Genomic DNA, 22,060 nt, shown 5'->3' with positions numbered 1-22,060 from the left:
GTGGTTTTTTTATTGCGAGGTCAAAATGGAACCACGATTCGTCATCAAAAACCATTCTGACATCAACTATGTAATTGGCTATCTCAATAATAATCATGCAAAGGCAGCGAGTGAAGGGAAGCCTTTAGTGGTTTTAATTGCACCACAAGAGAAAGACCGGACAAAAGCTCAAAATCGTTTGTACTGGATGTGGCTTAATCAATGGGCTAAACGTCAAGGTACTGATAAAGATTATGAGCATCTGTTCTTTAAGAAGAACTTCTTAGCAAAAATCTATGACCGTGATGACGTTGGCCAATACAAAAAAACATTCAAGGCTGTTAGAGAATTGAAGGATTCTAAACATCCAGCCTATCAACAAGTAGCTGATGGACTATGCGAGCTAATGAGCACTACAGATGCAAGCACAGCTCAATTCACAGAATACCTAAATGACATTCATGCATTCTGCAATAAACATGGGTGTTATTTGGAAACACCTGATGACCTTAAGTATGTGTTGGAATAGTTAAGCAGCTAAGATATATTGTTTTTTCTTTAATCATTACTAATAAAGGAAAAATAATGTTTGTTCAGCATAAATCCGAATACATTAATTTAAATCATGTGGTAAAAGTGAAAAAGGCTACATCAGAAAACAATAAATTTGCTAATAGAGATTTTTATAAGTTAGTTTTAACTTTAACCTCCAATGACATCCTAGATCTAGAGTTTAATTCTGAGGAAGAGCTAGATCGGTTCTTGGAAAAGTTGGAAATTGTGAAGTAGTTATGACCGCCCAAGTGGCGGTTTTTTAATGGGTGAGATTTATGGCGGAGTTAAAACTAACTCCGAAGCAAGAGAACTTTTGCCAATTGTTTATCGAATTGGGGAACGCTTCGGAGGCGTATCGACAAGCCTACGATGCGGATTCAATGAATGAAAACACGGTCAACCGTGAGGCTAAAAGATTACTTGATAACCACAAGATTACAACAAGGCTCGAACTCATTAGAAAGGAACATCAAACCCGCCATAACTTGACTGTGGATGACTTGCTTCAAGAATTAGAAGAAGCACGTAAAGCCGCATTTGAAGGAGAGCGAGTTCAAGTTTCTGCGGCAGTTGCAGCAACAATGGGCAAAGCTAAGCTACTAGGGTTGGATAAAGTGAGTGAACTTCAGGTGAAGAAACAAGAGCTTGAAATAGCAAAACTCCAAAAAGAACTTAATCCAGAAGAAGATGAAGATGTAACCCCAGTGCAGGTGACTATTCATGTTGTAGATGCGAGTAAAAAAGATGCCGAACATCAATCCAACACTGAATGTGCCTCAGGCTAACTTTCTCCAATTGCCAAATAAGTTTAGAGCTTTTGTTGCAGGGTTTGGTTCAGGTAAAACTTGGGTAGGTTGTTCAAGTCTTTGTGATAAATCTTGGTCATTTCCAAAGGTGCCGTTGGGTTACTTCGCTCCAACGTATCCGCAGATCCGGGATATTTTTTTTCCCACTATTGATGAAGTTGCTTTCGATTGGGGATTAAAGACAAAGATCTATGAATCAAATAAAGAAGTGGATCTTTATTATGGACGTCAGTATCGAAGCACAATTATCTGCCGTTCAATGGAAAAGCCCAACACTATTGTAGGTTTTAAGATTGGTCATGCTCTGATTGATGAGCTTGATGTGATGACAAAGGTCAAGGCTCAACAAGCTTGGCGCAAGATCATTGCTCGTATGCGATATAAACAAGCTGGTTTGTTGAACGGTATTGATGTTGCAACAACGCCAGAAGGCTTTAAGTTCACTCATGAGCAATTTGTCAAAGAAGCAAACCAAAGCGATGCTAAGCGCGCTCTATATGGAATGATTCAAGCTTCCACCTATGACAATGAAGCCAATCTTCCTGATGACTACATTGCATCATTGTTTGAGTCTTACCCACCTCAATTGATTTCAGCCTACTTAAAAGGGCAGTTTGTTAATTTAACGAGCGGAGCAGTTTATCCAGACTTCGACCGGACCTTAAACCATACAGATGAGGAAATAAGACCTAATGAGGCTTTACTCATTGGTATGGACTTCAACGTCTTGAAAATGGCAGCTGTTGTTTATGTCATTCGAGATGGCAAGCCAAGAGCCTTAGATGAGCTGGTAGGCGTTCGTGATACGCCAACTATGGCTGATCTTTTGATTGAAAAGTTCCCAAACCATGAGATGACAATTATCCCAGATGCGGCAGGCCAAGCTACTTCATCGAAAAAGAGTAGCGAATCTGATCATGCAATCTTGAGACAGAAGGGTTTAAGGGTCGAAGTAAATTCAACAAACCCGAACATTAAAGACCGAATTAATGCAGTAAATGCTTTGATCTTAAATGGCAATGGTGAGCGAACACTCTTAGTCAACACAAATAAATGCCCAAGACTCACAGAGACCTTTGAGCAGCAAGTTTATGACGATTTTGGAATGCCAGATAAGAAATCAGGCTTGGACCATGTGGGAGATGCTGGCGGATATCCTCTTGCTAAACGCTTCCCGATTATTCGTCCTGCAAGATCACTAGATATAGGAATGGTTTACTAATGCCAGTTAATACTGAACATCAAGCTTATGCAGACATGAAAAAGCGTTGGGAAACTATCGACGATGTCTGTGATGGTTCTGCCACGGTTAAGAAGCGTGGCGAACTTTATTTACCAAAACCCAATGTATCGTCTGATTTAACGCAGAATGATCAATATTATTTGGCTTACTTAACCCGTGCTGTGTTTTATGAGATTTCTAAGGACACATTAAACAAGATGGTCGGCGTGGTATTTGCAGAGGATCCAACATTCGAACCAGATGGAATGGATTTTCTTAAATACGATGCAGATGGTACAGGTAAGTCAATTTACCAAGTTGCACAATCTGCCTTGCAAGGTCAGCTTAAACATGCACGTGGTGGTTTATTTGTTGATTATCCAACTACTGACGGCAATGTGTCTGTGCAGCAGGCAGAGAGCTTAGGCATTCGACCAACAATCGTATTTTATGAGTCGTTGAGCATTATCAATTGGAGTCTAAAGCGAGTTGGTTCGGTCTATAAGCCTGAACTTATTGTCTTGCATGAGAAGACTACGGAAAAGGATCCAGAAGACGAGTTCTCTAAGAAAGAAATCAATATCTACCGTGTACTTCGCCTTGATGAAAACAATGAATATAACGTTCAAGTTTATACAGATAAGTCAGGAGAACTACAGGGCGGGGATATCTTTTATCCAACAAATTCATTAGGCCAAAGATGGAATGAAATTCCTTTTATTCCTTTGGGGTCTTTGGCTAATGATTGGAATATTGACCCGATCCCATTAGAACCAATTGTCACTATGAACTTGGCCCATTATCAGAACAGCGCAAGCTATGAAGAGATGGTATTTATCTGTGGGCAAGCTCAACCAGTTATTAATGAACTTGATGAAGGTTGGCGCGACTGGTTGCAGAAAAATGGAGTGCGGTTAGGTTCTAAGAATCCTTTAATGCTTCCGAAAGGTTCATCATTTGATTACAAGCAAGTAACTGAAAGTACCTTAGCCAAGCAGGCTATGGATGCTAAAGAAAAGTACATGCAGGCCATGGGTGCCAAGATTCTTGAGACCGAGCAGGTCAACAAGACAGCTACCCAATCAAATAATGAAAAGCTGGCTCAGTATAGTGTTCTTTCTTTGTGTGTGGCGAATACCAATGAGGCGATGGAATATGCGCTTAAATGGTGTGCTGCATATTATGGAAGCGGATCTAAAGCGAAACTCACAATTAAGCAAGATTTTGCTAAAGGTAAGATTGACCTTGATACGCTTAAGTTCTATTGGGAAATGGTGCTTGCTAATCGCATGAGTATGGAAACCTTCCATGAGTTGCTTACAACTGGGAAAGTGCCAGAAATTAGCTTTGAAGATGAGCAAACACGTATCGAAAGCGAGTCAATTAATAGACCTATGGTGGTTTAAATCGCAGGAGTGACAAATGAACGTCCAGTTGTCACAACAAGCTCTACTTGATGCCCTGGTATCACATCAGGCCTATCTGTATCGGCTCTCTTCAACTGAAATCAATAATCTCCTAACACAATTTGATTCGCTCTCTAGTGAGATGCTTTCAAAGTTAAGAGATTTGTTAGATGACTTGAGTGACGCTGAAAAGACTGCATTGATGGCAGCGCAATACACAACACCTGCTTTGAAAGAAGTTAGAGCACTGGTTCAGACTTGGCAGGCAAGTGTAGCATCAGGATTGCTTGAGAGCTTCACAGTAAGCGCTACTGCATTAGCGGTGTATGAAGCTACATATCAGGCTAAAACCCTCGCTAATCGCAAAATAGAACCAAATGGAAAGACGCTATTCAACAAGGCAAAGAAAACGCCTTTAAGCGGTGGTGTGCTGCTTGATTACCTATTCGAGAAGATCGCAGACGATGCAAAAGTTCGGGTAGAGCAAACAATTCGAGATGGTCTATCTCGGGGTCAGACAAACCAGCAGATTGTTCAGCGAATTAAAGGCAAGAAGGCTCTTAATTACCAAGACGGTTTGCTTGATCAGAGTAGAAACCAGATTTCAACTATGGTTCGCACTGCTCGAAGTCATGTGTCCAATGTTGCTCTGAATGAAACATATCAGATCATTGGTGTTGAATATGTAAAGTTCATCGCAACACTAGATAGCCGTACTTCTAAAATCTGTATGGGTTACTCTGACAAGGTTTATAAGAAAGATGAACCTCATCCAGTGCCACCACTTCACCCCAACTGTAGATCGATCCTAATTCCGGTTTCGGATGATTCAGGGAAAACAATCGGCATGCGCCCATTCAACAACAAAGTGAATGGAGAGGGGGAGATAGGTGTAGTTGATTCAAATACAACATTCAAAGGGTGGTTTGATAAACAAGATGCAGCTTTTCAAAAGTCTTGGCTTGGGCCGTCGCGATACAAACTATTCAAAGAGGGTAAGTACTCATTGGATAAGTTTGTGGATCCGCTAACAGGTCAACCATTCACGCTTGCAGAACTAAAAAAGCTTGATGAAGAAATGTTTAAGAGGTTGGGATTATGATCATTGATTTAACAGGCGAAGGCTCATTAGAGCTTTCAAGACTTTCAACGCGAAGTAAGTTCAGATTGCGCCGATGGCTTAGAAGAATTAACAAGCCTACCAAATAAATTAAACCATAGCACCTTCGGGTGCTTTTTTATTGCCCGCAGTTTGTGACTGCAAAACCGCTCAGGGAGCAAAACATGAAATACAAACTCGATAGCCTAGAGGGCTTATCTGATGAAATTAAAGCACTTTATGAAGAAAAAGATGGTGCATTTTATTTAAAAGTTGAAGGTTTGCCGCAGCAAGATAATTCAGAACTGGATGGGCTGAAGAAGAAAGTTGAAGAACTTCTTGGTGAAAAGAAATCTGCTCAACAAAAACAACGCGAAGCCGAAGAGAAAGCTCAACGCGAAGCCGAAGAAGCAGCCCGTAAAAAAGGTGACGTTGCTGCAATTGAAGCATCTTGGAAAGCCAAGCTTGAGCAGGCAGAAGCAAAACATGCGGAAGCAACCAAAGCATTGCAAGACCAAGTCTACAAATTAACTGTCGGGCAAACAGCACAAGCATTAGCAAGTGAGCTTTCAATCAAAGGCTCGGAGGCAGTTTTGCTTCCACATATTACAAATCGTCTTCAAGTTGAAACTGATGAAAACGGAGAGGTCAAAGTACGTGTACTAGATTCGCAGGGCAAACCTAGTGCTTTAAGTATTGATGACCTCAAAAAAGAGTTCCGCGGCAATGTGGCATTCAAGCCATTAATTGTTGCTTCAAATGCGTCAGGAAGTGGGGCTTCTGGCGGTGGTTCAGGTGGTGGAGCTGCCAAGAAACCAAGTGAAATGACCACGCAAGAGCGCTTGGAATTCCAAAAGAATGATCCTCAAGGGTTCCAAGCAGCAGTAGCGAATGGTGACTTTAATAATTAATTATTGGGAGTAACTCCATGCCTTCTTTAGTAGAAGTATTTAACCGTGACGTAGTTTTATCTTATCTACGTCCAAATCCTGTGGCAGTTTCGCCACTCGTGCATTCAGGTGCATTCGTATCTGATGAATCTTTACGTCCTTTGCTTACAAGTGGTTCATCAACATTCGTCGTTCCATACATTAACGGTGTGGATGGTAATGTTGAACAGAACTATGGCAACACCATTTTGACTGATATCGCAATGCCTCGCACGATTGATGCAGGTGAAATGCAAGGCCGCGTTGCTTATATGAACGAAGGCTTTCTTGAGTCTGTTCTTGGGCAGTATTTATCGAAGGTCAATTCACTTGAGCTTATTGGTGGAATGCTGAATAAGTATTGGCAACAAGCTGCCGAAAACCGTGCTCTAGCAACAGTAATTGGCTTGCGTAATTATGACCAGGCGAACGGCAAGCGATTCACTACTGACATCTCTGCTTCAACAGCAACAGATGCTTCACGTTGGTCAGTAGATGCCTACATTGATGCGGAAAGCACAATGAATGCTTCATTACGTGGACGTGGTGTGATGTTCGTGCATTCACGTATTGCTGCGAAGATGCGTAAACAGCAATTACTTGAACAAGTGACCACAAGTGATAACTTGCCACCAATCACCGTTTACAACGGGCGCGCAGTCATTGAAACAGATACCAATACGCAAATTGGCACAGGCGCAAACGCTAAGTTCATCACGATTCTTGCAGGTCCACGCGCATTTGCATATGACTCTGTTCCCGGTCCAAAAGATTTGAAGGTTGAAGAAACACAATCAACTGGTAATGGTGCTGGTCATGAAATCCTTTGGACGCGTCGCAACATGTTGATCCATCCGCAAGGTTTTAGCTTCATTGCACCTAAAGACACTTTAACTGGTGGTACAGAGCGTGAGTCTTTAAGCGCTTCTTGGGCTGATTTGCAGAAGGCAGCTAACTGGGAACTTGTAACCAAACCAGAAGACACCTCAATCCGCTTCCTAATTACTAACCTTTAAGGAGAGCAGTCATGGCTGAGAAGCAACCAGACTACAAATACCAATACCCAACTGACCGCCGATATGCTGATGATGCGACTGACACATTAGCAGCAGGCACTATGTTTGACCCTGCCAAAACAGCGGGTGACTATGGCATTAAGGACCCAGAAGTAGCAGTTCCTGTGCCAGAAGCACCGCTGAATGGTGGTGCATAACTAAAGCAGGGCGGCTTTCGGGCCGTCCTTCTTAATTAGATTTTTAGGATTAAGCTATGAACTATGTAACAGTCGAAAGTGTGACTCAAAAGCTAGGGCCTGACTGGTGGGGAACTGGTGATCCGGTTATTGCTGTGATGCAGGCTAATGCGTGGCTTAATGCTAGAAATTTACCAGATTATCCAGAAGGCGAAGTGCCAGATGCGATTCTTACGGCTGGCGCTTACTTAGCAAAACTGGCAGCAGCAGGGCAACTCTACACAACTAAAGAAGGTGTGGTTGCTTCTAAGACCGTATCTGCTCAATCTGGAACATCAGTAAGCAAGACCTATGTTGCAGGCAAAGAAGAGTCAGTAAGTGGAGATATGCAATTCATCCTTGACCTTCTAGAACCATTCTTTAGCGAGAAGTATCACATCAACACATATGTCATTACGGAGTAAGTCATGGGAATGCGTGATGAGATTCAAAAAGAACTTGGCGCTGCCTTTGATGCTGAAGATGAACTGGCAGACGCGGTTGATTCCTTTACCTGTACTCGCAAACAATTAGTCAGCTCCAATCCTGCTACTGGTGAGGATACTTACACCGAATATGTGTATAGCGGCAGAGGCGTCCTATTTGGAAGCTGGGCAAAAGATTTGGTCAAGCCTATAGATTACCGAGCAACAGACTCTAAAGCCGTGCTACTGCAAAATGAAGTGAAGGATTCAGCAGGAACTTTAGTTAAGCCAGATGTTAATGATATTTGGGTGATTGAAGGTGGCAATTATCGAGTTGTGAGTTATGGTCAGGATCCATCATCAAGTGTATGGACGGCCCAACTGAGGAAGGTGTAGCGCCATGGGCTGGACAAAGAAACCAACTAGCTTTATTCAAACTATTGAAGCCGATCTAACTAAACTACAAAAAGATATTGTGATTGATGCATTGCAAGGTGTTGTTCTTTCGAGCGCGGTGGACACTGGTGCAGTGAGAGCAAATAACCGTATTGGGATTGGTCATGTAGATGGAAAAGCTGATGAGAATGACGTAGATGAGGGCGGGCAACGCACGCTAAGCCGTGAGTTAGCTAAATTAGGCAGCCTTAAGCCATTCCAAACGGTGTACTTATCAAATAGCCTACCTTACGCATATGTTCTTAACTATGGCCTTTACCCTAAGAATCCAAAGGTCGAACCGAGTAAAACGGTAAATGGGTATAGTCAACAAGATCCAACAGGTTTTTATGAAACAACATTTATGTATATATCTGAAAAGTATAGGTAAATATGATATAATTGCATTCTGATATTTGCCTATTTAATGGAGTGGCCATGCGAAAATCCACCCTTACAAAAGAAGATTTTATCCAGCAAGCTAAGCTAATCCATTCAGATAAATACAATTATGATCAAGTAGAGTTTTCATATAAGAAAGACATTATTTCTATTGAGTGTAAGGAGCATGGCTTTTTTCATCAAATGGTTGGTTCTCATTTAAGAGGATTTGGCTGTTTAAAATGCAGAAAAACAAGGCCAAGTATTGGAATAGATGAGTTCATTGAAAGAGCAAACAAAGTTCACAATAGTAAATATAGCTATGTTGGCTCTATATTTAATGGAGTTGATAAGCAGATAGCAATAATATGCCCTAAACATGGTGAATTCTACCAAATGGCAGGGAATCACATGAAGGGGCATGGTTGTCCAGCATGTGCAGGTTGCAAGAGGTTAGATAACATCACTATTATTCAGCAATTCAAAGAAGTTCATAGTGATACTTATGATTATAGTAGGGTTGAATACATTGGGATTGATAAGCCAGTAGAGATAATTTGTCAATCACATGGGGTTTTCTCTCAAACACCATATCAACATCGACTAGGGTCAGGGTGTGTTAAATGCAGCACATTAAAAACAACTATAAAATCAATCAAGACATTCAGTGATTTCGTAAACCATGCCCAAAAAGTGCATGGAAATATATATAAATATGATGAAAGCAGTTATGTAAGTAGTAATAAAAAAGTAAAGATATTTTGTGAGGACCATGGGTGGTTCCATCAGAAAGCGGCAGGACATACGAATGGACTTAAATGCCCAAAATGTGCCGATCTTTGCAGAAATGCTTATGCTCGACAAAAGTACATAAGAGCTTGCAAAGACACTGATGGTCTGAGCAACCTTTATATAATTAAGATGCATTCAGAGGGTGAAGTTTTCTTTAAAGTGGGAATAACCAAACACAATCCAAAGGTGCGATTCAGGAAAGTTAAGTGCTATTCAATTAAGCATGAAATCTTGTATAGGGGCGAGGCTGGCTTTATTTATGATCTAGAACATAAGCTGCATAAACTTCTAAGAGACTTTAAGTACAGACCTTTGAAATCGTTTGAAGGGCAATCTGAGTGTTTTTCTGAAATTCCTAAGCAAATTACTGACTTTGTTGAAGGATTGTTTAGAACGAATCAGCTCCAACTAATTGTGTAAAGGGAGCATATCAATTTAAAGGTTAAGGGAAACATCATGGCGAACAATATTGATCAGGCTAGAAAGTTCATAATTGAGCGAATGATGGCCTTCCCATATCTCGAACAGTCTAGAATTCAATATCCGAATGCAAAACTAATTTCTGTTCCAGCAGAAGGATTGTGGGCAGCAATATACATTAATTGGGGCGGGTCTATTATTGCTTCCTTAAGTGATTCGCCAAGCGTAAGAAGAACAGGAATTATTCAGATACGGTTAATGTGTAGACCGGAAACTCATGAAGTTCTTATTACTCAAAAGGCTGACCAGGTTCTTCAACATTTTGAGTTTTATAGGAAGGAAAACCTAGAGATTCTTGAAGGCTCTATCCAGCCTCTTGGTACCTCAGATTTCTATGAATTTATGGTAACAATAAACTTTAGAGTCAATTAACATTCTCGACAAATTAGGCCCAGCAATAGCTGGGTTTTTTATTGCCAAAAATTAGGAGCTTATTATGAGTTCAGGCGCTCGTCAGCTAACACAAATAGCTAAAGAAACAACAATTGGGGTTACACCAAGCCCATTTGATCGTCAAACATTTGAATTCACCGAAAATGCATTAGATGCTACGGTAACTAAAGAATCGTCTAATTCGATTGCAGATTCGCGAATTGCCCGATCATCAATGATTACTGGTGCTGAATATGCGGGCGATTTAACTTGTGAAGCTAAATACAGTCCATTGATTCAAGACTTGATGGCCGCAGCCGCTTTCAATAATTGGGATAACAATGTTCTGACGTTTGGCGGAAATGTGCGTCAAACATTTAGTGTGCTCCGCGGTTTCACTGATGTAAATGACTACCACATCTTTAAAGGCACGCACGTAAACACCTTTGGAATTGATATTCCAGAGCAGGGCTTAATCACCATGACTTTCGGGTTAATGGCTCTAGGTCGTTTGGGTGCAACTACTCCTCCATTGGGCACAGTAACGCCAGCCGATGACAATCCTAAAATGTCTAATATCTCTGTAGGGGATATTTTGATTGATGGTGTTTCTCAAGCGGGCATTTCATGTATTACAGCTTTTACATTCAATTGGGATAACTCAATGCAGGTTCAACGCTGTTTAGGTAGCGGCATTGATCCTAAAAAGATTCTTGAAATGATTGCAGCAGGGACAGGATCATTTACAGCAGCTTGGTCTCAAAACACCTCTGAGATGTACGCTAAACAATTCACGAATGCCAATATCTCTCTTCGTGTGCCAATTACAGACAGTGAAGGTAATGAATATGAGCTATTCATTCCTAAAGTTGAAATTACGGCAGGATTACCTACAGGTGGTACAAGCGACATCTTAAATACTTCTTTTGACTACACAGTGGTTGATGAAGCTCCAACAATTACTCGTACACCAGCAACGCCTTAATACTGATTTGGCAGCTTAATTGCTGCCTTATTTTTGGAGATATAACATGGCTCTTGAAGTCAATATTCAAAGAAATAAAGACGTCAGTTTGTGGCGCGAATATAAAGATGAAGAAGGTAATGTACTTGCTGAGTTCAAAATCCGAGGCATTGGATATAAGCCTTATCAAGTAGCTTTAGAACGTGCGAATAACCAAATCACAGCTAAAGGATTTGATGTTGCTAAAGCTTCACCCGATGACAAACTCTTTCATGAATTACTATTGGAAGCAGTTGCATGCCATTTAATTGAAGACTGGAAGGGTGTTGTATTTGTCGAAGAAGGTCCTAATGGCGAACAGTTAAAGTCCGAACCTGCATACAATGCAGAGAACGCTACGAAATTGCTTAACATGGGCGATTTAGGGGTTTCTCTCTGGTCCTTTATTCGAACTGAATCTGAAAAGATCCAATCTGAAGCAAATCAGTATCGAGATGATGTTGTGGGAAAGTCGTCAGCCTCTACGAATGGGCAAAGTTCAGCTCAGAAGAAGAAGCGAGCGACTACAGCAAAAAGCAAAGCGCAGTCGCAAAAGCTTTAAATCTCAACAACACTAAGGTTTTAACTAAACCTGACTATTCTTATGTAGCTAATGCCATCCTGTCTGCATATAACACAATTGCACGATCTAGACGCTATGAACAAGGTGTTCCTCTGGCGCTAGATATCTCAGCAATTAATGCTTATGTTGAGCAATATGATTTACCAGTTGAGCGTTACATCTTTAATGACTGTATCTTTACACTCGACGATATGTTCTTGGATGAGGCGCATAAGAAGGCGACAAAAAAAGCACCGTGAGGTGCTTTTTTAATAACGACCTTCAAGATTATCAATACGTCGACTATGGTCGTTTGCATGGTATTCTAAATCAGAAACAGTGTCTTCTAACTTTTCAATTCTATCAATTAGATCTTGAATATGATCATCATGCTCGAATGTCATTTCAAGGCGAAGAATCAATTCAGCAGTTAAAGTCCTACCATTTTCTTTGGCAGCATTATCAAGCTTATCCTTTAATTCAGCAGGTATTCTAAAGTTTACTTGAGGATCTGTGCGGGCCATAGCAGTCAAAGAGATTGTACAAAGTACATTAACTATAGAGTGCTATAAATAAATAGTCAAAAAATCTTGACTTGGCGTAAAGCACTTGCTTTAATGTGATTGTGATTGAAATAAACATCACATGCTATAAGGAGTGAAAATATGGCAAGACATGATCCACAGATGAACGTACGAATCCCTGAGAATTTGTTAAACGAAGTTAAGAAAGAGGCAGGTGATCAGCGAAGAACTATGACAGCACAGATAAATCTAATTATTGAAGAATGGTTAGATAGCAAAAAACAACAGGATGCGAAAGCATGAATCTAATAGACAACAAAAAAGCCCCTGAATCTTGGCGGATGCGGAGCTTGATTGAAGTCATAACAGTGAGATATGAACTATGTTAAATATACCATTCGAATTTGATAAAGACAAGGTTCTAGATATTACCGATCTACTGCCAACCATTCCTATTGAGATTCTTGAGAAAGTAACAGATCAAAACGGCTCTGTTTCGGCAGATGAAGAAAATTTTCTAAAATCTGTAGGCCGTGCTGCGGAAAATGCAAACCTTCCAGTTTTAAAGGGATTAAGTGCTATTGGTGTGTTGCTTGCCAACGCAAATGAAGAAATACCGTTAGGAACATTTAATGATGTTGGCTGGTTAATACAATCGCTTAGCGAACAAGTTTTAGCTATAAGCCATATGCAAGGGTTCGCTGACTTACTTCTTGATGCAAGTAATAAGAACAAAATCTCTAAGGGCAATGGAGGGCTAATGTCATGAATATGCTTATTAACCAAGAAACTTTAATTCCAGTTGTTGATAGAGATATTGGCGGAGAGGTTCAGCCTTCTGTTGATGCACGTGAATTGCATAAGTGGCTTAAATCTGGGGAAATGTTTGCCACATGGATAAAAAAACGGATTAAGACCTATAAATTTATTGAAAATGAAGACTATATTAGTTTTTTGGTAAACCCCAAAAAACCTAATGGTGGGCGTTCTTCAAGAGAATACATATTAACTATTGATATGGCTAAAGAGCTTTCGATGGTTGAAAACAATGAACAAGGTAGAGCTGCAAGACGCTACTTTATTAATTGTGAGAAAGCCTTGCGTCAAACTGCGTTTGGTTTGATGAACCAATTCAACAGAGCTGTATTAGAGTTTGAGAAGTTTACTGAAATTGCTTCAAATGCTGGAAGAACATTATGTTTGGTTGGTAAGCAGTACAAACCTCAAGCATTAAGTAAGGTTGAGGAGCTGAAGCAAAAGATTACGCCTTTGCTCCCATTCGAAGAAGACGAGATGCAAGCTTAAAAGAATTAAGAACCCGCCAAGTGCGGGTTTTTCTTCGTGTGACATTTAATGATCAGTTTGTTAAAGTTAGTACACTTTATAACAAACGGTGAAATTCATGAAAAAATTATTGGCTACTGGATTATTGAGTTTGGGATTAGTTGGGTGTGCTACTACCCCTCAGCAACCATCAGAACCTGTAAAGTTTGAAAAGGTTTATCAAATAGATGGATTAAAGCAAGGCCAAATTTATGATGGCGCACGTCAATGGTTTGCAACAGCTTTTCGCTCAGCAAATGCAGTAATTCAGTACGAAGATAAGACTACGGGTTCAATTATTGGCAAAGGTAATATGCCATACCGTTGTTCTGGGTTTGCTGATTGTATGACTGTTACTGCTGGTGATCGAGTAGATTTCACAGTGCGCGTAGATACAAAAGATGGAAAAATGCGAGTTAGCTACGACAATCTTAGCCACTACAAACCTGCACAGGTGATTAGTGGAGTTCGCTACAATGAAACTAATAGACCTATTACTGAAAACTATCCATCAGCAAAATTAATTGTAGATGAATTAAATAAATCATCTGATGAAATGGCTGAAAAAATCAAAACACAGCAAAAAGCTAACGCGGATTGGTAATTAACATGAGCACAGAAAGTCAAGGCATGACCGAGAGTGAAGTTTGCAATGCTCTTGGATGGGGAATAATTGTTCTAGGTATTATTTCTGGATTTATTTTTATACTTGTATTTGGGCGAGTTGAAGTGCCAAGAACTTATTATGGTACCGAGACCGTATGGTCAGGAATCATGGTGATTACAGGTATTGGGATAATCTTTAATGGATTTTTAGTAGGCTATCTGTTCCAAAAGATTGCCAGCATATTGAGATATCACGAGAACAAGAGCGCATCTTAAGCAAAAACACTAACCCAAAAATCAACCTTAACAACCCACTCATTGAGTGGGCTTTTTATTGCCTAGAGGAAAGTAAGATGGCACAAGAATCCCGTTTGGTCATTGTAATTGATGCTAAAAATGCAGAGCGAAATGCACGCAATCTAGGCAATGAGCTGGATAGCATTGAGCGTAAAGGCGACTTTGCCACTAAATCAATGGATGCGTTATCTGTTGCGACACGTCAACTTGCAGGTTATATGGCAGGCGTTATAACTGTTGGAGCTGCCATTAATAGAATGGATCTCTATACAGGTATTAACAATAAACTGAAATTAGTGACAAATAGCCAAGAAGAATTAACTCGGGCCATGGCTGACACTTTTGATATTGCTCAAAGATCGGCTTCTTCTTGGAGTGCAGTAAATGATGTCTACTCCAAATATATGTCAAATGCAAAAACACTAAATCTAACTCAAGAACAAACTGCAAAACTTACCGAAATTACGTCAAAAGCGGTTGCAATTAGTGGCTCTAATGCCGAATCAGCTTCGGCAGCACTATTTCAGTATGGGCAAGCTTTGGATGGTGGTGTGCTTCGTGCAGAGGAATTCAACAGTCTAGTAGACGGGGCTGGTGGTCTTTTAAATGCCATGGCAAAAGGACTAGGAGTAACACGTGGTGAGCTTCGTCAGATGATGCTTGATGGCAAGCTAACTGGGGAGGTAATCACTAAAGCACTTCTGCAAGCTGGTGATAGTGTTGAAGAGCTTTATGGGAAAACCGATAAAACGATTAGTCAATCTCTTGGAATGCTAAGTAATGGGATTACTAAATTCGTAGGTGAAGCAGGCAAAGGATCTGGCGCAGCGCAAGTATTATCAGGGTCCATTCAAACGCTTGCAGGAAATTTAGATACTTTAACTAACGCAATGATGATCGGTGGTGCATATTGGCTTGGAACCTATATTCCTGCAATTTATGCCTCAGGTGTTGCTGTAGTTGCAAAAACAAAGGAATTAGTTGCTCAAACAGTTACGCAATATGCTGCAATTCAAGCCGAGCGCGCAGCTGCAGCTCAACAAGTAATTAGCACTCAAACAGTTGTTGCAAATACTCAAGCAACTTTAGCTGCAATTGCCGCAGAAAAAGCCTTAGAAGTACAGCGCTTAAAATCCCAAATCTCTGAGAAGGGGCGTACAGCGACTTTAACTCGTATGGCTGAACTTAAGAAGATTGAGGCTCAAGTTACAAGAGAATTGGCAGTAGCGGAAGGTGCACTGGCAACAGCACAAGCTAGATCGGCAGCGGCAGGTGCGGCTAGTGTAGGGATAGGATCACGGCTTTTAGGTTTACTTGGTGGTCCAGTTGGTATTGGGATTACAGTAGCAAGTTTAGCAGCTGGATATTTATTAATGCGAGACAATGGCGATAAAGCCAATGATATGCTTGAGAAGCAATCACGTTATGCAGGCATGGCAGCTGATGAACTCATGAAGCTTGAAGGTGCACAAAAGCGAGCAGCGGAAGGTGAACTGACAAAGCAACTAAGTTTACAGAATGCTCAACTATCTAAATCTCAGAACGAGTTCTTGTTACTTACTCAGTCTATCACTGACAACAATAAGCAAAGTGCTGAAGCTTATCGAATATGGGCAGAATTAAAAACTGGCGTTATTGATGTAAACCAAGCTTTCAATAGATTAAATCAACTTTCGTTCATCAGTTCGGATCAAATTAACCAGCTGGCTGATAGCAAGAAGAAAGTAGATGAAAACTCAAAAGCTGTTAAACAAACAAACGCAGAGTTAAATCAGGTTCGCGCGTCTGGTGCCAATGCAAAAGCTGGTTTTAATGATGTGAGTCAAGGAGCGAAAGGAGCGGTTCAAGACGTAACCGAGCTTAATAAAAAGCTTAAAGACATCAATAAATCGCTTGCAGATCGCAAATGGGATGCAGACTTTAAGTCCGTTCTGATCACTAAATATGGGAGATCAGCAGAAGAAGCAGAGCTTCTGTTACAGACCTATCGAGAAAATCAGAAAAAAGGTTTTGCAGGCGTCACAGTTGAACAAGACAAAATCATTAAGGGCATTGTTAGTCAGGAAAGTGCTCTTGATAATCTTGTAAACAAGGATAAGGCACGTACTAAAGAGTTAGAGAAACAAGAAAAGGTCAGCAAACGTCTAGTCGGTATTTCCGGTCAATCTGGTATTGGTACTGGTCCACATCTTGATGTTCGATATGGTGGCTCAATGTCGGGCCAGAAAGTTTCTAATGAACATCTGGCTCGATTACAGGCGGGAGGCAAACCTTTAACTTCCTACAAGATCAGTTCTAATTATGGTCCACGAAAAGCCCCTACTAAAGGGGCTTCTTCATTTCATAAGGGTATTGATTTTTCAATGCCTGAAGGAACGCCGATCACGACTAATGTTGCTGTGAAAGATATCAAGACATGGTATGACAGCAAGGGTGGTGGTTATGTCAGTGAAGTAATCTTTGAGGATGGTGTATCTCTTAAGTTGCTTCATCAATCTCCAAAGATGCAAAGCAAGGTGAAAGGTGGTGCGAGTAAGGGAAGTGATAAAGCAGCAGGTGACATCCAGTCTCAACTTGATCGTCAATTAGATGCTCAGCGCTCTCTTGAAAATGAAGTAGCTTCTGAAGTGCAGCGGATCCAGAATAATTTGAAAGTTAGATTGGAAGACGTTGATAAGGCAGGATTCTCGCCAGAACGAACAGCTGAAATTAAGGCAGAATTACAGCGCCGTGCTGATAATGATGTGGCTATTGCCAAACAAGCAATTAGAAGCAAACTGGAAGACTATAAGGAGTTCCAGAAAACCGAGGAGCAGTTACTTGAGGAGAGCTTTAACCGTAAAAAGTTCAATGCAGCTCATGACATTGAATTAAGTAAGTCTGAGCAGAAGCAAGCCGTTGAATTGCTGGAACAGCAAAAACAGCAAGAGTTAGGGTTATTAAAACTCGCTCAGGAACAGCGGTTGTTTCAAGCTAAATTATTCTTGCTTTCAGAAACTGAGGCAATGCAAGAACGCTACCGATTGGAGCGAGAAGAAATTGCTAAAACAGCAAAAGATGAGGAGGAAAAACGTAAGCGACTGGCATTATCACGTGATCAAGAACGATTAGAAGCCCTTGATCGTGCAGCAAAAGCTGGTCAAGCATGGGGTGGTATTCAAGCTGATATGAATGGCAGTGGTGAGTTCTATAGACTAGATCAAGAACGATCTAGCCGCCTAAGTGCCGCGACAAATCTACTTGATAGCCAGCTTGCTGATATTGAAACTCAGGAACAAGATCCAAATGCAAATATGGTAGCTCTAAATGCACAACGTGAACAAATCATGAAGGAGCACTTTGAGCGTTTGAAACTGATTGAATCAACTTATCAAAATGACTCAATGAACCTTCAGTTAAGTTATGGAGCTAATGTAACTGGTGCATTAGCTGGCATGTTTAAAAATATGCTTGGTGAGTCATCAAGTGCATACCGCATTCTTTATGAAAGTCAGCGAGCATTTGCTTTGGCGCAGGCTGGTATGAATATGTGGAAAGCTGCTTCAGATGCTTATGCAAATGAGCCAGGTACTTGGTACCAAAAAGCGGCAGCAGCAGCGATCGCGACAATTAAATCGGGTACATTTGTATCTCTCATCCAAGCAGCAACTCCGCAAGGCTTCTCTTCAGGCGGCTACACAGGCAACATGGGCCGAGGTGATGTAGCTGGTGTGGTTCATGGTCAGGAATATGTATTGAATGCCGCAGCGACTAAGCGAGTTGGCGTTGATACATTGAATGCCATTAACTCTGGTGGGAGTTTGGAGAGAACAGTTTCATCTTCTGGACAGCCTGTCACAATCCAAGTCTATGTAACTGATTCAGGTGTTAGTACTAATGGTGCTAATACTCAGGATCAGAAGCAGCTTGGGCAAATGATCGGCAATGCTGTTAGAACGATTATCCGGCAAGAGCAACGACAGGGTGGTTTATTATCAAAGTAACCCACTCGAAAATGTGGGTTTTTTATTGGAGATCTAAAAATGAAATCTCTTAGAAAGCAAAAACGTCGATTTACTTTAAAAGAACACCAAAAATCAGAAATGACTTTAGGTGCGCAAATTGGTGAAGCCGTAAAGAAATTAATTCTGAAAGATAAACGACAAGGAGGCTTACTTTCTAAATGAGCAACCTTAAATTTACTTTTGAGTGTGACTTAAACGGAAATAGTAATACTCAGCGCTTTAATACGTTATCAAGCAAATTTGGTGACGGTTATGAACAAAACATTGCTGTAGGTATCAATAACCGATCTGGTACATGGCAATACACTAGAACAGCAGTAAAAGCCGAAATTATGCAAATCAAAGCATTCTTTGATCAGCACAAGGGAGCTGACTCTTTTCTTTGGGATTCACCTTTAGACGGTGAAGTCCGAGTTAAAACAGGTGAATATCAACCCCGTTGTTTAGGTGGTGATATTTGGCAAATCTCCACGACTTTCACCCAAGTTTTTTACCCTTAATTTAAACCCCTTTAAAGCCCCTTTTTAGGGGCTTTTTTATGCGAGTAAGAAAATGACAATTCAAACTGTTAATCTTGGTTCAGCACCGACTGGCGCAGGCGGTGATACTTTCCGTTCAACTGGCGCAAAAATAAATGAAAACTTTACGAATAACAACCATGCAGCTAGTCGTTTGGTTGGGACTGCTGCTGGGAATGTGATGGAGGTAGGGGCGTTTGGGATTGGAACAACAGGTGGCTCGAATACATTCTATTCAAATATTAATATTGGAAATATTCCAACTGGTTATTATGGTATTTCCCCCACAGCTACAGGAGCACCTGGAGCAATGGGGGGAGGGTATCTATTCGCTTTTGGTAATCCAAGTTATCAAACCCAAATTCATAAGCAAAATCTTAAAAACCAATTAAGTATACGATTTGGAACGGGTCCAGATTCGTTTACTGGCTGGGGAAATATCTTAATTAGTGGAATTAATACAACAACAGACTCGAACGGTTTCATTAAGTCAGCATCTCCGATCGTAAAACTATTTGCAGATAAAATTGAACCTAACGATGAAGCCGCTGAACAACCTCTTGCTTTTGAGAAGTTGGGTATTGGTCATTATTTAGTTAAAGGTTCTTCTGGATTCGCTAAAGAAGGTTGGTGGATTGAAATTCCGACCGACACTCACGGCAATAAGATTTGTGCAGTTGAATATCAGACATTGGAAAATGGTGATCTTGAAATTAAAACATACAAGAAAAAAATGAATGAAGAGGGTGACATTGTTGCGAATCTCGATGCACCAATTGATATCCCAAATAACGCAAACGGTGAGCCGCGCTGGATTGATATTCGTTTAAACAGTATCAAGAAGACAATCGTCAGAAAAATTCCACGTACTGAAAAACAACCGCGTATGGTCCAGCAAGTAAAATATGCACCGCAATTGACCTATATCACTAAATACGAAGATTTATTTGATGATGAAGGAAAAGCTGTAATTGTGGATGGCAAGAATTATAAAAAGCCAGTAACTCACATTCAAACTGATCAAAACGGTACGCCTATTTTGTCGAATCAACCAGTCATTAATGAAAATGGTGAGCCAGTTTTTGAATGGGTTCAAGCAGTTGATAGTGATGGAAATCCAATCTATGACGAGGTGCCAGTCTTAGACAAAGATGGAAATCCAATCTATGACGAGGTGACTTATGACCCTGAATAGTGATTTCCAGAAGCTGTATGTTGATGGATTAATTCATTTGTATGAACTAGATGCCAGCAGCTTAGGTGCTGGCATCTTGCGTTTTCATGGACATATTTCTTTTCAAGACTGGGAGAAAATCTACTCTTCAATTGGTTCCGAAGGTTTAATTGGTGCCGACTCTGGCAGCATTGGCAAAGTTTTTGATACCGGTGATCAAAAAGTATGGAACCGAAATATTATCTGGCAGGGTCAAGTTTTTGAGCCTATGGCTTTGGAAGTATCTGGGCTTGAAATGCGTTCAGATGGTAAAGCTTCAGCACCCACTTTAAGCATGGCGAACAATATTAACGGCATTCAAAATGCTGTGTCTGCTTACTGTTTGCAGTTTAAAGACTTTGCTGGTGCAAAACTTAAAGTCATTACCACCCTTGCTAAATACCTTGATGCTGAAAACTTCACAGCAGGCAATCCAACTGCATCGAATGAATCAAAAGAGCAAATCTGGTACATCGAGCAAAAGACATCGGAAAATGCCCAGCAGGTTACTTTTGAACTTTCAAATCCGATTGATTTTGAAGGCTTGAAAATTCCAGTTCGCCAAATTACTTCACTTTGTCATTGGTGCATGGTCGGGAAATATCGAGGCGAAGAATGCGGTTACACAGGTGTTGCAATGTTCACTGATAAAGATGAGCCAACAGATAATCCGGCACTTGATCGTTGTGGTGGACGTTTGCGTTCTTGCGGATTGCGTCACGGTGAAAATAAACCATTGCCATTTGGTGGGTTCCCAGCTTCAAGCTTATTGTGAGGTCTTATGAAACTTACAGCAAAACTTAAAAAAGCAATCATGGCGCATGCTGATGAATGCTATCCGCTTGAATGCTGTGGGGTGATTGTTGATAAGCAATATATCCCATGCCGTAATATTTCAAATCAACATGATCAATTTGAAATTCATCCCGAAGATTTGGCAAATGCTGAAGATCAAGGTGAAATTACTGCATATATTCATAGCCACCCAGATGGAACTACAAAAGCATCTGAGCTTGATCTGATTCAAATTGAACTGCACAAAAAACCATGGGTGATTTGTTCATATCCAGATCTGGATTTTCAAGTTTATGAACCATTTGGTTATCGCGCCCCCTTAGTGGGGCGTAATTATATTCACCATTATCAGGATTGTTATGCATTGGTTCGTGACTTTTATGGCCGCGAATTTGGTATTAAATTGCCAGACTTTGAACGAAAAGATGGGTGGTGGGAAGACAAAGATCATCCGTCAATTTTGATTGATAACTTTCCGAAAGCTGGTTTCTATGAAGTGGACACTCCGCAATATGGAGATATGTTGATTTGTCGAGTACCACGAACAGAACACCCAAATCATTGCATCATTTGGCTTGGTGATAATGCATTGCTCAAGTCCGAAGATACTGAACCTTGTATTGGCAATACATTAATTTTGCATCAGCTTCACGGCCGTAAATCTATACGTGAAATCTATGGACCGCAATGGTCAACCAGAACGGTAAAAATCTTGAGGCATAGAGATGTTAAAAACAATTAAGTTGTACGGCATCTTGGGGCAAAAATTTGGCCGCGAATTTAAGCTTGATGTCGCAAATACCCGCGAAGCAATGCGAGCATTATCTGTTCAAATTTCTGGCTTTGAACATTTTATGTTACATGCACATGAGCATGGCCTACGCTTTGCCGTGTTTTTAAAGGGTAATAACTCAAGTAATAAGCGAGGCAAGAAACGCCCAGCAATTTATGACCATGAAACTAAGCGCCTAATCACTGGTGACAATATCGGTGAAGAACAGCTTGATATGAATACTGAAGCTGAGGTTATTCATATTGTTCCACGTGTAGTTGGTGCAGGCGGTAATGGAATATTACAGACTGTTTTAGGTGCTGTGATGGTC

Annotated in this window: 27 protein-coding genes and 1 pseudogene; 27 read left to right on the top strand and 1 reads right to left on the bottom strand. The window is 40.7% G+C overall.

What is annotated here, in order from left to right; translation table 11 throughout:
• The first annotated feature begins 25 nt into the window (after positions 1-25).
• The 15 genes from HJG58_RS05890 (at position 26) to HJG58_RS05820 (ending at position 11,677) form a co-directional block, all read left to right on the top strand.
• Positions 26-508 (top strand): NinB/YbcN family protein, encoded by a 483-nt coding sequence (locus tag HJG58_RS05890; RefSeq protein WP_000433690.1) that lies wholly within the window; start codon positions 26-28, stop codon positions 506-508.
• Between the two features lie 301 nt (positions 509-809).
• Positions 810-1,319, top strand: coding sequence for a terminase small subunit (locus tag HJG58_RS05885; protein WP_170248254.1), 510 nt, complete (start codon positions 810-812; stop codon positions 1,317-1,319).
• Positions 1,279-2,562, top strand: coding sequence for a terminase large subunit domain-containing protein (locus HJG58_RS05880; protein WP_170248253.1), 1,284 nt, complete (start codon positions 1,279-1,281; stop codon positions 2,560-2,562). Before HJG58_RS05885 ends, HJG58_RS05880 begins: the two co-directional genes overlap by 41 nt.
• A complete protein-coding gene (locus tag HJG58_RS05875) occupies positions 2,562-3,968 on the top strand; it encodes a DUF4055 domain-containing protein (protein ID WP_151277460.1) in 1,407 nt (468 codons plus the stop codon). The genes HJG58_RS05880 and HJG58_RS05875 overlap by 1 nt, the downstream gene beginning before the upstream one ends.
• A gap of 16 nt (positions 3,969-3,984) precedes the next feature.
• Positions 3,985-5,070, top strand: a complete 1,086-nt coding sequence (locus tag HJG58_RS05870) for a minor capsid protein (protein ID WP_170248252.1) — start codon at positions 3,985-3,987, stop codon at positions 5,068-5,070.
• 182 nt (positions 5,071-5,252) lie between these two features.
• Positions 5,253-5,978, top strand: coding sequence for a hypothetical protein (locus tag HJG58_RS05865; RefSeq protein ID WP_006582101.1), 726 nt, complete (start codon positions 5,253-5,255; stop codon positions 5,976-5,978).
• Between the two features lie 17 nt (positions 5,979-5,995).
• The gene (locus HJG58_RS05860; RefSeq protein WP_170248251.1) at positions 5,996-7,012 is read left to right on the top strand and encodes a hypothetical protein; all 1,017 of its coding nucleotides are present in this window, start codon (positions 5,996-5,998) and stop codon (positions 7,010-7,012) included.
• 11 nt (positions 7,013-7,023) lie between these two features.
• On the top strand, positions 7,024-7,209 hold the full coding sequence (locus HJG58_RS05855) for a hypothetical protein (protein ID WP_000818586.1): 186 nt from the start codon (positions 7,024-7,026) through the stop codon (positions 7,207-7,209).
• 56 nt (positions 7,210-7,265) lie between these two features.
• Positions 7,266-7,652, top strand: coding sequence for a hypothetical protein (locus HJG58_RS05850; RefSeq protein ID WP_004989982.1), 387 nt, complete (start codon positions 7,266-7,268; stop codon positions 7,650-7,652).
• 3 nt (positions 7,653-7,655) lie between these two features.
• Complete coding sequence (locus HJG58_RS05845) at positions 7,656-8,048, top strand: glutamate 5-kinase (protein WP_170248250.1); 393 nt, start codon at positions 7,656-7,658, stop codon at positions 8,046-8,048.
• A 4-nt stretch (positions 8,049-8,052) separates the two neighbouring features.
• The gene (locus HJG58_RS05840) at positions 8,053-8,478 is read left to right on the top strand and encodes a hypothetical protein (RefSeq protein ID WP_170248249.1); all 426 of its coding nucleotides are present in this window, start codon (positions 8,053-8,055) and stop codon (positions 8,476-8,478) included.
• A 47-nt stretch (positions 8,479-8,525) separates the two neighbouring features.
• Positions 8,526-9,680: a GIY-YIG nuclease family protein gene (locus tag HJG58_RS05835; protein ID WP_170248248.1), complete on the top strand. Its 1,155-nt coding sequence runs from the start codon at positions 8,526-8,528 to the stop codon at positions 9,678-9,680.
• A 36-nt stretch (positions 9,681-9,716) separates the two neighbouring features.
• Positions 9,717-10,112: a hypothetical protein gene (locus HJG58_RS05830; RefSeq protein ID WP_170248247.1), complete on the top strand. Its 396-nt coding sequence runs from the start codon at positions 9,717-9,719 to the stop codon at positions 10,110-10,112.
• Positions 10,113-10,176: 64 nt separating this feature from the next.
• Positions 10,177-11,097, top strand: a complete 921-nt coding sequence (locus HJG58_RS05825) for a phage tail tube protein (protein ID WP_000094305.1) — start codon at positions 10,177-10,179, stop codon at positions 11,095-11,097.
• A 46-nt stretch (positions 11,098-11,143) separates the two neighbouring features.
• On the top strand, positions 11,144-11,677 hold the full coding sequence (locus tag HJG58_RS05820) for a hypothetical protein (protein ID WP_170248246.1): 534 nt from the start codon (positions 11,144-11,146) through the stop codon (positions 11,675-11,677).
• A 269-nt stretch (positions 11,678-11,946) separates the two neighbouring features.
• On the opposite strand, the gene HJG58_RS05815 is transcribed toward HJG58_RS05820, so the two are convergent.
• Positions 11,947-12,201: an Arc family DNA-binding protein gene (locus tag HJG58_RS05815; RefSeq protein ID WP_016803943.1), complete on the bottom strand. Its 255-nt coding sequence runs from the start codon at positions 12,199-12,201 to the stop codon at positions 11,947-11,949.
• Between the two features lie 141 nt (positions 12,202-12,342).
• On the opposite strand from HJG58_RS05815, the gene HJG58_RS05810 reads away from it, so the two are divergent.
• The 12 genes and pseudogenes from HJG58_RS05810 to HJG58_RS05755 form a co-directional block, all read left to right on the top strand.
• Positions 12,343-12,504, top strand: a complete 162-nt coding sequence (locus HJG58_RS05810) for an Arc family DNA-binding protein (protein WP_057076546.1) — start codon at positions 12,343-12,345, stop codon at positions 12,502-12,504.
• 79 nt (positions 12,505-12,583) lie between these two features.
• Positions 12,584-12,970, top strand: a complete 387-nt coding sequence (locus HJG58_RS05805) for a hypothetical protein (RefSeq protein ID WP_000932189.1) — start codon at positions 12,584-12,586, stop codon at positions 12,968-12,970.
• Complete coding sequence (locus HJG58_RS05800; RefSeq protein ID WP_057076547.1) at positions 12,967-13,506, top strand: antA/AntB antirepressor family protein; 540 nt, start codon at positions 12,967-12,969, stop codon at positions 13,504-13,506. The genes HJG58_RS05805 and HJG58_RS05800 overlap by 4 nt, the downstream gene beginning before the upstream one ends.
• Positions 13,507-13,603: 97 nt before the next feature.
• Positions 13,604-14,128, top strand: a complete 525-nt coding sequence (locus tag HJG58_RS05795; protein WP_017394224.1) for a DUF4468 domain-containing protein — start codon at positions 13,604-13,606, stop codon at positions 14,126-14,128.
• Between the two features lie 5 nt (positions 14,129-14,133).
• Entirely contained in the window at positions 14,134-14,406 is a 273-nt protein-coding gene (locus HJG58_RS05790; RefSeq protein WP_170248245.1) for a hypothetical protein, read from the top strand.
• A gap of 77 nt (positions 14,407-14,483) precedes the next feature.
• Positions 14,484-18,410, top strand: a complete 3,927-nt coding sequence (locus HJG58_RS05785; RefSeq protein ID WP_170248244.1) for a tape measure protein — start codon at positions 14,484-14,486, stop codon at positions 18,408-18,410.
• A gap of 39 nt (positions 18,411-18,449) precedes the next feature.
• Positions 18,450-18,593, top strand: a complete 144-nt coding sequence (locus HJG58_RS05780; RefSeq protein WP_164523119.1) for a hypothetical protein — start codon at positions 18,450-18,452, stop codon at positions 18,591-18,593.
• Positions 18,590-18,931 carry a phage tail protein gene (locus HJG58_RS05775; protein WP_170248243.1) on the top strand — a complete coding sequence of 114 codons (342 nt, stop codon included), beginning with the start codon at positions 18,590-18,592 and terminating at the stop codon, positions 18,929-18,931. The genes HJG58_RS05780 and HJG58_RS05775 overlap by 4 nt, the downstream gene beginning before the upstream one ends.
• Before the next feature lie 52 nt (positions 18,932-18,983).
• Positions 18,984-20,144, top strand: coding sequence for a phage tail fiber protein (locus HJG58_RS05770; protein WP_170248242.1), 1,161 nt, complete (start codon positions 18,984-18,986; stop codon positions 20,142-20,144).
• The gene (locus HJG58_RS05765) at positions 20,131-20,937 is read left to right on the top strand and encodes a phage minor tail protein L (RefSeq protein ID WP_170248241.1); all 807 of its coding nucleotides are present in this window, start codon (positions 20,131-20,133) and stop codon (positions 20,935-20,937) included. The genes HJG58_RS05770 and HJG58_RS05765 overlap by 14 nt, the downstream gene beginning before the upstream one ends.
• A 6-nt stretch (positions 20,938-20,943) precedes the next feature.
• Positions 20,944-21,699, top strand: a complete 756-nt coding sequence (locus HJG58_RS05760) for a C40 family peptidase (protein ID WP_170248240.1) — start codon at positions 20,944-20,946, stop codon at positions 21,697-21,699.
• A pseudogene (locus HJG58_RS05755) lies at positions 21,683-22,060 on the top strand (tail assembly protein); the annotation flags it as partial. The gene HJG58_RS05760 and the pseudogene HJG58_RS05755, both read left to right, overlap by 17 nt.

It is taken from the genome of Acinetobacter geminorum (genome assembly GCF_013009345.1).
Classification (GTDB): Bacteria; Pseudomonadota; Gammaproteobacteria; order Pseudomonadales; family Moraxellaceae; genus Acinetobacter; species Acinetobacter geminorum.
Note: the sequence above shows the minus strand (reverse complement) of the source record. Positions and strands in the feature narration are given on the sequence as shown.